This is a genomic window from Salinigranum halophilum (assembly GCF_007004735.1).
GTDB classification, from domain to species: Archaea; Halobacteriota; Halobacteria; order Halobacteriales; family Haloferacaceae; genus Salinigranum; species Salinigranum halophilum.
The window spans coordinates 91,380-104,698 of sequence record NZ_SSNL01000009.1 but is presented as its reverse complement, the minus strand read 5'-3'; the positions used below and the strand labels follow the sequence as shown (position 1 = coordinate 104,698).

Below are 13,319 nucleotides of genomic sequence, written 5' to 3'. Positions count from 1 at the left end.
AGTCACGCGTGCCGCGTTCCGACCGGGTCGCGAGTGAAAGCCGAACAGGAGTCACCTGAAGTGACCGCAGGTACAAGCGACGGGTCCGCCAGTCACGCCGGGGCGACAACGGGAGCCGTCACCGGTCGGACGTCGGCCCCGGTGTCGGCGTCGGTCACGGGGGCACCGCCGGAACCGGACGCGGTGGTGGCCTGCGCACCCGCGTCGGCCCCGGAGGCAGCCGCGGCAGCCGGTTTCTCGTCGGTCCAGCGGACGAGCCAGCCCTCGAAGCCGCCGTTCGAGTAGACCTTCTGGACGGTGCGGTCGCGGCTCATCCGTTCGAGGGTCGTCTCGTCGTGGAGGAACAGCGCCTCACGCTGTGCGTCGGTGAAGTACGACGTCTCCAGATACGCCCGGTCGTACTCGTGGGTGGCGACGTAGCCAGCACCGATGCCGACCGACGCCCGGTCGTACTCGTCGTATCCGAACTGTGGGGCGAGCGCGAACTTCGGGTACTGCTTGCCCGTCCCGCTCACGCGCATCAGCGTCCGGTCGTGTTTGACGTCCGTCCCCGCGGTGGTGAAGTACTGCGTCTTCTGGGTGAGCGAGTGCGAGCGGATCAGGTGGTCGCCGGTCGAGTGTTCGAGGAGGAAGAAGGCCCCCTCGTGTTCGCTCTGGGTCATGTGCTTGTTCGGGTCGTACACGGTGAAGCTCCCGAGGAGCGCCGACGAGAGCACCAGCAGGGTGAGCACGACGGCACCCACGGTCCGGGTGACGCCGCGGGGCCACGAGAGCACCCGGACGAACAGCAGAGCGGTCAGCACCATCGCCATCAAGATCATGTACCGCGAGACCCGGATGGGGCCGTTCGCGACGAGCGAGACGGCGATGAACGTGGCGGCGATGCCCGCGCCGATGACGAATTCGGTGGCGAGGTAGCTCTCGGCGTAGTCGGAGCGACGGCGGAGGAGGTCCGCGAGCACGACGAGACAGACGACGCCGGCGAGCGCGAAGAGGATGAAGACGGCACCGTACAGCTCGACGAACCGCATGACGAGCTCCTCGGTGTTGAGGACGGAGCCGGCGAGGAGGTCGGCCTGCTTGTCAGCGGCGCTCTCACCCTGGGCGGCGACGATCTCGCGGATGTTCTCCTGGGTGCGCGGGAAGCCGATGTACCAGATGAACGTCGCCGGGAGGATGGCGAACGCGAGTCGGGCGCGGAGCGTCCGGACGGGCGTCTTGGTCACGAACCGGTAGACGTGGCCGAAGACGAACGTGCTCGTGATGAGGACGACGAGCAGGAGGGCCGTGATGGGGTGGAAGAACACCATCGCGAGGCCGTACACCGTCGCGAGCGCGACGTACCGCTGCGCGTTCGTCCGACGGCCGCGTTCGAGCATGAGAAGCACGAGCGGGAAGAGGAAAAACGAGAGGACCGAGGGGTGAAGCTGGGTGTAGAACTTCGAGAAGACCAGCGGCATCCCCGCGGCGATGCCCAGCGGGAGGCCGGCGGGCGACCCCGTGAGTTCGCGGACGAACAGGCCGATGCCGCCGATGAACGCGAGCGCGAAGACGAACGGGACGAGGCTCACGAGCGACTCGACGGGGACACCCACGAGCACGAGTTCGCTGAAGAGGAAGTGTTCGTGGGGGTAGAACACGCGCCCCGAGAGCAGACCGCTGTAGACGAGCTCTTTCACCGCCGTGAGGTGAAAGAGCGAGTCGGAGTGGCCGCGGCCGTAGAGGAAGTAGCCGCGGACGAGCGGGAGCGAGAAGAACAGCCCGTACTGCGTCGCGAGGAGGACGAACCCGTGTTTCCAGTAACTGCTGCCCGTCGCTCCAGCGCCGACGAACGTGACGAGGAGGGCGGCGAGTCCGACGCCGAAGGCGACCCAGAAGGGGAGGGGGAACGCCTCGATGAGCGACGGCTCGTACGCCGTCGCCGGCGGCGTGGCGACGATGTAGGCCGAGAGGACGGCGATGGCGGCGGCGGCCACGAGGACGGCCACACGCTGGGCGGTGACGCCGTACAGGAACGAGACGGACGTCGGCGTGAGGGTGACCTGTCGGCGCGTCGAGTTCACGAGGTCGGGCGCCACGGCGAATCACCTCCACTGGACCGGCACAGAGCGTAGAGAGTCACGCTCAGAGGAGGGGTGAAACCGGCATTGTAATGACGCCGATAACCGTCGAAACCGCCGATTTCGTCCGGTCACCGGGGCGGGAGGCCGGCCGGACGGGTCCGAGCGCGGGCCGCCACGACCGGCCAGCGCGAGACGTCCAGCCAAGCGAGAGGTGGTCCGCCCGCGCGATGGACGCGACCGTGCATCGATGGGCGGACGAGCGCACGTGGTGTCCGGACGAGACCACCGACCGCCGGGAACCGACAGCAGAAATGTGAACGAAAAACCCGGGCTGCCACGATATTCACAACGAACAGGCATTTTTTTCACGCGAATCGTTGTGAACGACCGTGACAGAATTGTCAGAAAAGTAGAAAACTTATATCCGAGTAAATCTTTAGTCAGCATGCAATGAACTGGAAACACAAGCGCGACCGGTCGACGGCCGAATCCAAGAAGCACGAGCCCCGGACGGGGACTCGCTGGTCCTTCGTGGCGGCGGCGGTCACCATCGCATAACACACCGGTCGACGCGTTCGACGACACGAGCCGCACAGAGACACCCGTTTTTCCGCAGGACCGTCCCCGAGAGCGACAGCGCCGTCGCGCGGTCGGGCGACGACGACGCGTCAGTGCGTGCCGGAGGCACAACGACGAACACCCCCCGGACACAACGGTGAGGCAGATGAACCCGAACGAACTCCGCGCGTCGATTCCCGCGCTCGAAGAGGTCGTCTACCTGAACACTGGAGCGAGCGCCCCGCTGCCCCGGCCAGTAGCCGAGGCCGTCCAGTCGTGCGTCACAGAGCAGGGGTATCGCGCCCCCACCGAGGAGGGGATGTACACGTACGCGTTCGAGGTGTACGACGAGGCGCGGAGGGCCGCGGCCGGCCTCCTCGGGGCGGACGAGTCCGAGGTCGCCCTCACGCAGTCGACCACGGACGGCATCAACCGCATCGCCTGCGCCAGCGAGTGGGAGGCCGGCGACGTCATCGTCACGACCGACGTCGAACACAGCGCGGGCGAGTTGCCGTGGCGTCGGCTGGCGGACCTCCACGGGGTCGAGGTCCGCATCGTCGAGACCGACAGGGGGCGACTGGACCCCGACGACGTGGCCGACGTCGTAGACGAGGACGTCCGCCTCGTCTCGCTGTCGGCGACGGAGTGGGCGTACGGCTGTCGGCTCCCCGTCGAGGCGGTGACCGAACTGGCGCACGACGTCGGGGCGCGCGTCCTCGTCGACGCGGTCCAGGCCGTCGGGGCGCGGCCTGTCGACGTCGAGTCGTGGGGAGCGGACTTCGTCGCGGCCGCGGGTCACAAGTGGCTTCTGGGCCCGTGGGGGGCCGGCTTCCTCTACGTCCGCGAGGGGGCCGAAGACTGGCTCACCCCCCGGCAGATCGGCTACCGGAGCGTCGAGGACGCCAACACCGCGGACTACGAGTACAAACCCGGTGCCCAGCGACTCGAAGTCGCGACGACGAACCCGGCCCCCTACGCGGGACTGGTCGAGGCCATCGAGCGCGCGCAGGCGGACGGCGTCGACGTCCGAATGGAGCGCATCGCGGCGCTCACCGGCTACCTCAAGTCTCGCATCCCCGACGAGAAGCTGTTGAGCCCCCCGTCGTTCCACTCCGGGCTGGTGACCGTCGAAGTGGACGACCCCGAGGGGACCGTCGAGCGTCTCGACGAGCAGGGTGTGAAGGTTCGCGTCATCCCGAGTATCGACTGCGTCCGTGTCTCGGTCCACGCGTTCAACACCCGCGCCGACCTCGACCGCTTCGTCGAGGGCGCGGGCCTCACGGCGTGAGGCGGGGCGAAGTCAGTTCGGAGGAGGGAGTAGGGCTCGCCTACCCGACACGCGAGCGACGAGAGGCGGTTTAGGCGGCCCATGTTAATGCCGGAATCGGTCGTTCGAGGGGTAATGACTCAGGGCAAGGTTCTTCTCATCGGGATCGACGCCGCGTGCTTCGAGCAGCTCGACCCGCTGTTCGACCGGGGTGAGCTGCCGGCCATCCGGGCGCTCATCGACGAGGGCGTGGCCCGCGACCTCGACACGACGTTCCCACCGTGGACCCCGTCGGCGTGGCCCTCCGTCGTCACGGGCGTCGAGCCGTGGCGCCACGGCGTCTACGACTTCCACTCGTACGACGACGGTGCCCCCCGACTGGTGAGCGCCGCCGACGTCCGGGCGCCGTTCCTCTGGGAGACGCTGTCGGCGCACGGGCTGTCGTCCGTCGTCGTGAACGTGCCTGTGACGCACCCACTCCACGCGTTCGACGGCGCGCTCGTCCCTGGCTATCTCGCACCGGAGGGTGCACCGGTGATGGTCGACGGGGAGGAGCGTTCGCTGGCCGACCTCGGCCTCGACGACTACACCGTCTACGGCCGCGACGCGGGCTCGAAGGCGGGACGAATCGCGGAGTACGAGCGCCTCATCGACTCCCGGGTCGCCGTCGCCGAACGCCTCGCGGACGAGCGCGACTGGTCGTTCATGATGGTGCAGTTCCAGGCCCCCGACGCCGTCTTCCACACCGACGGCACCGACCTGGAGGCTATCGCCCGTGTCTACCGCCGCGTCGACGCCGGCGTGAAGCGCCTGTGTGACCTCGTCGGCGCGGACGACCACGTCGTCCTCGTCTCGGACCACGGCATCCACCAGTACGACCGCGTCGTCTACCTCAACGCCTGGCTCCGCGAGCGCGGCGACCTCGTCACCTCCGAGACGGCAGAACGCCACGTCTGGAACGAGGGCGAGAAGCACGCGATGCGCGGTAACGACGACGCGGACGGGGACGACCACGGGACGTCACTCCGAGAGCGTGCCGTCGGTGGGGTCCTCGGTGGGCTCTCCCGGGTCGGACTGACTCCGACGCGCGTCGAACGCCTCCTCGCACGCGTCGGCCTCGACGAGGCCGTCGCTCGAGTGCTCCCCGAGTCGCTCCTCCTCGAGGTGGTCGACGCCGGCGAGTACGTCGACGTCGAGGGCTCTGCGGCGTACTGCCGCTCGCTCTCCTCGCTCGGCATCCGCTGTAACGTCGCCGGACGCGACGACGGCGGCGTCGTCCCCGCGGCGGAGTTCGACGCGTTCCGGGCCGAACTGGTCGCGGACCTGCGTGCGCTGCGTGCGCCCGACGGCTCGCTCGTCTTCGAGGCCGTCGAAGACCGCCACGCGCTCGTCGACGACGTCCAGAACGAAGCGAGCGCGCCCGACATCCTGCTCCGTCCCGCGGGGATGCGCTGGAAGGTGTCGGACGTGGTCCGTGAGCGTGTCTTCGGCGAGACCGACGAGTTCAGCCACACCTGGACCGGTCTCGTCGTCGCCGCGGGGCCGAAAATCGACCCCGAGACCGGCTTCGGCGCCTCTACGCCCTCGGTCGTCGACATCGCGCCGACGGTCCTCACGTTACTCGGAATCGACCCGAGCGGCCTCGACGGACGTTCGCTGGTCGACGACGGCGTCCCCCTCGAGCCGGCTCTCGAAACCGGCGAGCGTCGGTTCCTCACCGCCGACGACGAAGCCGACGGCAAGGACTTCGACGTCGTCGCCGACCGACTCAAGCAGATGGGCTACCTCGACTGAGTCGTATCAGTCAGTTTGTAAATTCGAGAGAACTACACCAGATTCTTCATATTCGCAATGTTGATTAAATCCTCGACGACGTCATCGATTCGACCGTCTTCCTCGAGAATGTCGAGTGTAGCCTCGAGATCGGTTTTCAACTCGAAGCGATAGTGCGCTCCACCCTGAATCCCCGTGTTTCGGGTTTCTGCAAACAAGAATCCCTGCATCCCGAGACTCTGGAGATGGTCTCGGACACGACGCTCAACGAGTCGGTTCCCATCGAGACGATTGACGATTGATTTGTACTTCTGGTACACTTGCCGCGTTCGAGCTGGCGTTTCTGCGTCGATTTCGAGTGCCACGACGGATAGAAGTGCGAACTGATCCTGAGTTGTCAGACTTCGCATCCCTTCTTCGATCCGTTTTCGTTCGAGGATGTCACGAGCCTCACGTACGTGTTGTTCAATCACGAGCTCATCGTCACGATTGAGTGCCAACTCACCTGCTTTATACAAGAGACGGATAGCCTGACGGGCGCTGCCTTCGTCTTGGGCAGCGAACGCTGAACAGAGTGGAATCACCTCGGTATCAAGGGCACCGGCAACGAATGCGCGTTCTGCACGTCGCTCCAGGATTGTTGTCAACTGATTTGCGTTGTACGGTGCGAACTCGATCTCCGAATCGTAGAGCGAATCTTTGACTTTGGGCGAAAGATTGTCACGGAATTGAAGGTTATTACTAATCCCGATCACACTCACCCATTGGTCGTCGATATAACCGTTTTTCCGTGCTCTCGGAAGCTCATACAGAAGTTCGTCGTTACTTCCAATCGCGTCGATCTCGTCGATGACGATAATGACCGTGTCATCAAGACGACTAATTTCCTGATATAGGAGATCGAACATCGACTGCTGATCGATTCCACTCGGTTTCTTCGTCCCATCACGAATCTCCTTGATGAGGTGTGCGCAGAGCTGATAGCTGGTTGTTTGATTGTTCGCACTCGTCTTGACGACACTCAGATTGAGATCGTCGCGACTATCGGCGTATTCTTGGAGCAGCTCAATTTCGTGGTCGATTGCGACGGTTTTCCCTTGGCCAGTTTTTCCGTACAGAAAGAGGTTGTGCGCGTTAACTCCTCTTGTTGCAGGCGCGAGAGCGTTCCTGATTTCCTCGAGTTCTGGTTTCCGTTCGGGGAGTTGCTCGGGTTGCCAGTCTTCTTTTAATACGCGTTCGTCGGCGAAGATGTCAACAGACGTCTCATACGGATTCCCTTCAAGTGTGCCGTAAGGATTCTCCGAGCTCGGTTCGTCACCGTCCATATTATCTGACATCAATAAGATGATGATTAATAAAACCCCCGTGTCCGGAGCGTCCAGTGTGTCTGCATAGTAGTTCTTATTTATATCCTCACCCCCCACCATGTCCGCATAATGTCTCCGAAAGGAACCAATAGTTCGTAGAGAACTAGTAATAAGTGAGTGTAAGCAAAGATTTAAATAATATGAATACGGGTGGCGCGTGACATCCAGCGAATTAATTTGAGATGGTATTCGTGAGTGAAAACCAGCGCGCGTCCAATCCCCCCGAACCTCTCACCTAACTTATGAGGACACGTGGGGGGAGGGAGCATTATCCAACTAATTTATGAGGACACGGTGGGGGGAACGGGGAGACTTCTTGTGACATGATAATCACTTGTGTTCGGGCCGGTTCGTCTCGCGGTCGGCGACGGCGTCGAGCACCGCAGCCAGTGCTGTCGCGGCGCGGTCGAGGAGTTCCTCGCCCCACTCCTCGGAGGCCCTGGTCGGGTCGCCGACGGTGCCGTTGTCGGTGAACTCCGCGCTGTCGAACGCGAGGTTTACTTTCTCTACCCACTCGCCCCACCCCGCACTCCCGCCGTCGCGGGCCTCCGCGAACCGCTCCTCGTCCAGGAGGTCGGGGTGGGTCGCGAGGAGGAGCGACGTCTCCAGCGGGCCGCCGTGGCCCATCTCCGCGGCGTCGTCACCGACGGCGTCGAACCACGTGAACGGGACGGCGTACGCCTCGTCGTGGCGGGTGATCTCCCCCGCGACCTCTCGGAGCGCGTCGACGTTGCCGCCGTGGCCGTTCACGAGGACGACGCGGTCGAAGCCGTGGTGGGCGAGGCTGGCGACGACGTCGCGGACGTACGCGCGGAAGGTGTCGGGAGCGACCCAGAGCGTTCCGGTGAACTGGCGGTGTTCCTCGGCGACGCCGACCGGGATGGCAGGCGTGACGACCACGTCGCGGTCACACCGCTCGACACCGGCGTCGGCGACGGCACGGGCGGTCAGCGTGTCGGTTCCGAGCGGGCCGTGCGGGCCGTGCTGTTCGGTGCTGCCGACGGGGACGACGGCCAGGTCGGTCTCGACAGTGTCGACGTCCGTCCACGAGCGTTCGGCGAGGCGCATACCGTCGTCTTCGCCGCGGGAGGCGTATAGGTGGCTCGGAGCGCGACGGAACCGTGCGGGCGCGCCGGCGGTCGAGACGTGAGCGCGTGGGCTACTGATGCGTGGGTACGGAGTGAACACGGCGGTAGGGGCGGCGTACATCCAGAATTCGGCCGGTAGAGGGTGGGTAACTATCTGAGTCACACACCTCAGAACGCGCAATGACCGAGCACGATTCTCCCTCGACCTGCCGGACTGCCCCGCGTGAGGCCCGACCGTGACCAGCGTGCCGCTCGTCAGCGTCGTCCTCCCGACGTACGACCGGCCCGACCGCCTCCGCCGAGCGCTCGAGAGCGTCGCCGCACAGACGTACCCGAGCATCGAACTCGTCGTCGTCGACGACTGCTCGCCGACGCCGCTAGAGCCGGTCGTCGAGGGTGTCGACCTGCGGAGCCTCCGGCGCGTCGTCTACCTCCGTAACGAGGAGAATCGGGGCGGGAACGCGACACGGAACCGCGGGATCAACGCCTGTACGGGCGAGTACGTCGCCTTCCTCGACGACGACGACGAGTGGAAACCGTCGAAGCTCGCCCGCCAGGTGGCCACCTTCGAGGCGAGCGACGACGACGTCGGTCTCGTCTACGTCGGCACCGAACTCCGCCAGAACGGACGGCCGGTGAACACAGTCGTCCACACGCTCCGCGGCTGGGTGACGGACGCGCTTCTCCGGGGTGAGTCCATCTCGGAGTACTCCGGCGTGATGGTGCGCGCCGACGTCTTCGACACCGTGGCGTCCCCCGACGAGCGGTTCCCCAGCTGGTCGGACCGCGAGTGGTTCGTGCGGCTGTCGCTGGGGTGTGCCTTCGAGGCCTGCGAGGAACCCCTCGTCGTGCGCCACCTCGAAGGCGACGACCGGGTGACCAAGAACTACGTGACGAAGCGCGACGTGACGTACCCGCTGTTCATGGAGACGTTCCGTCCACTGGCCGCCGAACGAGGGATGGGGCGAGCGTTCGAGGCAGCGATGGCCGGGAAGATGGGCCGGACCGCCGTCCAGCACGGCCACTACGCCGACGCGCGACGGTTCCTCCTCCGGTCGCTCCGCCTCGACCCGACCGACCTCGAGGCGTATCTGTTCCTCGCGACCGCGTTGGGCGGGCGATACACCTACGCGCCGGCACGGCGCGGGCGACAGCTCCTCCACCGGGTGGTGGGGCTGTGAGCGACGCCGGCCCCAGCGGTCGCCCCGTCACGAACTGGGCGAGTCCGGACCCGACGCGCCGGCAGGGAGCCGACGGGTCGACGGCGAACAGAGCGACGGTCAGCGGACCGGCTACCGGCGGACCGGCCACCAACGGGTCGACCGCCACGAACGGCGAACACGAGACCGAAGGCGTGGTGAGCGCTGCGAGCGCCACGATGCGAGCGACGCCACGGCTCGCCTTCTTCATCCCGACGATGAACCTCGGGGGCGCACAGCAAGTGACCGTCACCATCGCGAACGGCCTCGCCGCGCGCGGGTACAGCGTCGACCTCGTCCTCGCACGTGGCACCGGCCCGTTGCTCGCCCGCGTCGACAGCGCGGTCAGCGTCGTCGACCTGGAGACGCCGGTGGTGCCGGGGGTCGGCGTGCTCGCCGCGATTCCGGCGCTGCGCGCGTACCTCCGCCGCGAGCGCCCCGACGTCCTGTTCGCGGCGATGATGAACGCGAACGTCGTCGGTGTCCTCGCCGACGCCGTCGCCGGGGTCGGCACACGCCTCGTCCTCACCGAGCACAACACCTTCGGGGTCCGTCCGGGGTTGCGCGACCGCGTGACCGCCAGGCTCGCCTCGGTGCTCTACCCACAGGCCGACCACGTCGTCGGCGTCTCGCGAGGCGTCGTCGACAGTGTTGTCGACGGAACCGGAGTCGCAGACGACCAGGTGTCGGTGCTGTACAACCCCATCGACGTCGAGGCGATCAGAGCCGCGGCGGGCGAGGGTCTCGACGACGAAGCGCGTGAGCTCATGGAGGGCGACGTGATATTCACCGTCGGGCGGCTCGAGGACGCGAAGGACCACGCGATGCTCCTCCGGGCGTTCCGGCGCGTCCGCGAGGAACGGCCCTGGGTCAAACTCGTCGTCGGAGGCTCCGGGTCGAATCGTGAGGAACTGGAGTCGCTGGCGACGGAGTTCGGTCTCGACGACGCCGTCACGTTTGTCGGCTACGTCGACAACGCCTACGCCTACATGGCCGCCGCATCCGTGTTCGCCCTCTCGTCGAAACACGAGGGGCTCCCCACGGTGCTCCTCGAGGCGCTCGCGTGTGAGACGCCGATCGTCTCGACAGACTGCCCGTCGGGACCACGCGAGATCCTCGCCGACGGACGGTACGGCCGGCTCACGCCCGTCGGCGACGACGCCGCCTTCGCCGAAGCCATCCTCGGGACGCTCGACGCACCCGTTCCGGCTGCGGCGTTGGGAACGCGGGCGGAAGACTTCTCTCTCGACGCAGTGCTCTCGGAGTACGAGGCGTTCATCGAGCGGGTGAGCCGCTCGGAGTTGGGCACAACCAACAGGTGACTCCGCCCGCGCCGACAACCACTGGCGTCGTCGACTGTCGACCGCGACCGGAGACAGGTATCGCGAACACCACCGTGTCCGCTGTTCCGCGCACGGCTCGCCTGTCGCTCTCACGACGAGGACTCGTGGACGATTACCGTTCGGGGTATCGGTGGCGCTGGCACGTCGGACGGACACCACCGTGTCCGCCGTTCCGCCCACGTGTTCGTCACGCGGTCTGCCCACTCTCCGCCGAGCGGCCGCTCGCGTCTCAGGGCGGTGACACCTCGGGTGGGTGATTCTTGAGTCGGTGATGCTACCCGGGCCGCAGTCGCGGCGTCCCCGACTGGATTCGGTGCCCTGGGACCCCACGATGTCCGCTGTTCTTCGGCGTCTGAGGGTCGACTGTCGGTGGTCACGGCCGGTCGTGTGAGTGAGTCGGTGGTGGACGAGTGCTGCGGGACGAATTGGGAGGGGTGGAGACGAATCGGCGAGGTGGTGGAGACGGGACGGGCAGGTCGTGGGAGGTGGACGCAGCGGGACCTCATCCGTCGAGTCGGGACGGCGTCCCGAAGATGGGGGAGGGTACACTCACACCACTATGTCCGCTGTTCTTGCTCCACGACGGTGGGTGGGGGGTGCCGAACTCACTACTCACCGTCATTAATTTAACTAAAATGATGTACGTACAAACTACTTTGTCGAGGCTACGGACCACATCAACGCGAGGGGTACTAAACATTTGTGTCATGACAAGGTCTCCGCACACCCCCACCCCCTCGCTCGTGACGTTACTGCGGACAAAGTGGAGGGGGTGTGTCCCGCCCGTTCTTTATATACTCGAAGAACAGCGGACACTGCGGACACGGTGGTTTTATAAAGAAACCGCGAAAGTGTCACTCATGGCCCTCTTCGAGCGGGACCACGACATCTATCGTGACCGCGACGCACTTCGGGAGGACTACCAGCCCGAGGAGCTGGTCGGGAGGGACGAGGAACTGCGAACGTACCAGGGCGCGCTCCAGCCCGTGATCAACGGCGAACAGCCGAACAACGTCTTCCTCTACGGCAAGACGGGCGTCGGGAAGACGGCGGCGACCCGGTACCTGCTCGAGCATCTGAAACTCGACGTCGCGGAGTACGACGACATCGACCTCACGGTCGTGTTCTCGAACTGCGACGGGCTCACCTCGTCGTACCAGGTCGCGACGCGCCTGGTGAACGAGTTCCGCTCGGAGACGAACCAGATCTCGACCACGGGGTACCCCCTCGGTGCCGTCTACGAGATGCTCTGGGACGAACTCGACGACTGCGGCGGGACCGTTCTCGTCGTGCTCGACGAGATCGACCACATCGACGACGACAGCATCCTCTACCAGCTCCCGCGCGCTCGTGCGAACGACAAGGTCGCGGAGGCCAAGATCGGTCTCATCGGCATCTCGAACGACTTCTCGTTCCGCGACGACCTCTCGCCCAAGGTGAAAAGCTCCCTGTGTGAACAGGAGATCCACTTCCCCGCGTACAACGCCACGAACCTCCGTGCTATCCTGCAACAGCGTGCCGACGTCGCCTTCCACGACGGCGTCCTCGACGACGAGGTCATCCCACTCTGTGCCGCCTACGGCGCGAAGGACGCGGGGGACGCGAGACAGTCCATCGACCTCCTGATGAAGGCGGGCGACCTCGCCCGCGACGAGGACACCGAACGCGTCACGGCCGAACACGTCCGACGGGGAAGACGAGCGCTCGAACGCGGTCGAATCAAGGAAGGCATCACAGGGCTCACCGAGCACGGTCACCTCGTCCTCTACGCGCTGTTGACGCTCGATTTAGAGGGCGAAGCACCCATCCGCTCGCGCGACGTGCGCCCTCGGTACACCCGCTTTGCCGAACTCGCCAACCGCGACCCGCTCGTCCCGCGACGGATGCGCGACCACCTCTCGGAACTGGCGATGCTCGGCATCGTGAGCGTCACCGAGCGTAACGAAGGGCGTCGCGGGGGGACCTACCGCGAGTACGCCCTCGACATGGACGTCGAACTCCTCCTCTCGGCGATGGCCGAGACGGTCGAACTCGTCGGCATGCACGACTCCATCGAGGAACACGTCGACGACCCGCCCGTGTCAGCGACGCTCGACGACTTCGAGTAGCCCACCCCACGGAACGGCGGACACGGTGGTGTTCCCGACGCACGACCTCCGTCCTGGCCCCCAAGTGAGTATATAAACCCACCGGTGAACACACCACGATGTCCGCTGTTCGCGCGTTCTCCGAATGCACGCATCAGACCGTGAACCGTCTCGAGGTCAAGTCCCGCGACACTCGTTGCTTATCTGTAGATTTCGACTGACCGGCCAGAGAATCTCACCTCTATCGACTTGTTCCTAACGAATACGTCTAATGGGGATGCTGACTCACGCGAAAGATTACCTCTGAGATACGACGTGAAGCTGTGAACGCAGAATACGACGTGAAGCTGTGAACGCAGAATACGACGTGAAGCTGTGAACGCAGGGATTCAAGTGACAACTGGAGCTGCCTTGTGGGGACCGGCTCTGGAACCACCCCCTCACCCCTATCGATTTGTTCTCGTACGAAGGGGAACCACAGGACGAGTGTTGGACCGATGAAACAAATCGGGTGCCTCACCGTTCGTGGTCTCTGGCGTAATTCCCCTTGCTTAAACGATTATCTTAGCGATTT

General features: G+C 65.2%; 8 protein-coding genes. 5 read left to right on the top strand and 3 right to left on the bottom strand.

Annotation, left to right across the window (positions count from 1 at the left end; all coding sequences use genetic code 11):
- Positions 1 to 92: 92 nt before the first annotated feature.
- The gene (locus E6N53_RS20285; RefSeq protein WP_142861224.1) at positions 93 to 2,078 is read right to left on the bottom strand and encodes a hypothetical protein; all 1,986 of its coding nucleotides are present in this window, start codon (positions 2,076 to 2,078) and stop codon (positions 93 to 95) included.
- Between the two features lie 709 nt (positions 2,079 to 2,787).
- Between E6N53_RS20285 and E6N53_RS20280 the strand changes: the two genes are divergently transcribed.
- Complete coding sequence (locus tag E6N53_RS20280) at positions 2,788 to 3,909, top strand: aminotransferase class V-fold PLP-dependent enzyme (RefSeq protein ID WP_136591715.1); 1,122 nt, start codon at positions 2,788 to 2,790, stop codon at positions 3,907 to 3,909.
- Positions 3,910 to 4,023: 114 nt separating this feature from the next.
- Positions 4,024 to 5,682, top strand: coding sequence for an alkaline phosphatase family protein (locus E6N53_RS20275; RefSeq protein ID WP_142861223.1), 1,659 nt, complete (start codon positions 4,024 to 4,026; stop codon positions 5,680 to 5,682).
- Between the two features lie 32 nt (positions 5,683 to 5,714).
- Here E6N53_RS20275 and E6N53_RS20270 read toward each other — a convergent pair whose 3' ends face one another.
- A complete protein-coding gene (locus E6N53_RS20270; protein WP_142861222.1) occupies positions 5,715 to 6,986 on the bottom strand; it encodes a Cdc6/Cdc18 family protein in 1,272 nt (423 codons plus the stop codon).
- Positions 6,987 to 7,358: 372 nt separating this feature from the next.
- Entirely contained in the window at positions 7,359 to 8,096 is a 738-nt protein-coding gene (locus tag E6N53_RS20265; protein ID WP_142861221.1) for a creatininase family protein, read from the bottom strand.
- A 256-nt stretch (positions 8,097 to 8,352) separates the two neighbouring features.
- Here E6N53_RS20265 and E6N53_RS20260 point away from each other — a divergent pair, with 256 nt between their 5' ends.
- The 3 genes from E6N53_RS20260 (at position 8,353) to E6N53_RS20250 (ending at position 12,766) form a co-directional block, all read left to right on the top strand.
- Complete coding sequence (locus E6N53_RS20260; protein WP_142861220.1) at positions 8,353 to 9,297, top strand: glycosyltransferase family 2 protein; 945 nt, start codon at positions 8,353 to 8,355, stop codon at positions 9,295 to 9,297.
- The gene (locus tag E6N53_RS20255) at positions 9,294 to 10,637 is read left to right on the top strand and encodes a glycosyltransferase (protein WP_142861219.1); all 1,344 of its coding nucleotides are present in this window, start codon (positions 9,294 to 9,296) and stop codon (positions 10,635 to 10,637) included. The genes E6N53_RS20260 and E6N53_RS20255 overlap by 4 nt, the downstream gene beginning before the upstream one ends.
- An 881-nt stretch (positions 10,638 to 11,518) precedes the next feature.
- Positions 11,519 to 12,766 carry an orc1/cdc6 family replication initiation protein gene (locus E6N53_RS20250; RefSeq protein WP_142861218.1) on the top strand — a complete coding sequence of 416 codons (1,248 nt, stop codon included), beginning with the start codon at positions 11,519 to 11,521 and terminating at the stop codon, positions 12,764 to 12,766.
- The last annotated feature ends 553 nt before the right edge of the window (positions 12,767 to 13,319 follow it).

Coding starts and splice junctions, on each gene's coding strand:
- E6N53_RS20265 (WP_142861221.1), bottom strand. CDS start 8,096: ATGCGCCTCGCCGAACGCTCGTGGACGGACGTCGACACTGTCGAGACC.
- E6N53_RS20250 (WP_142861218.1), top strand. CDS start 11,519: ATGGCCCTCTTCGAGCGGGACCACGACATCTATCGTGACCGCGACGCA.
- E6N53_RS20270 (WP_142861222.1), bottom strand. CDS start 6,986: ATGGACGGTGACGAACCGAGCTCGGAGAATCCTTACGGCACACTTGAA.
- E6N53_RS20275 (WP_142861223.1), top strand. CDS start 4,024: ATGACTCAGGGCAAGGTTCTTCTCATCGGGATCGACGCCGCGTGCTTC.
- E6N53_RS20280 (WP_136591715.1), top strand. CDS start 2,788: ATGAACCCGAACGAACTCCGCGCGTCGATTCCCGCGCTCGAAGAGGTC.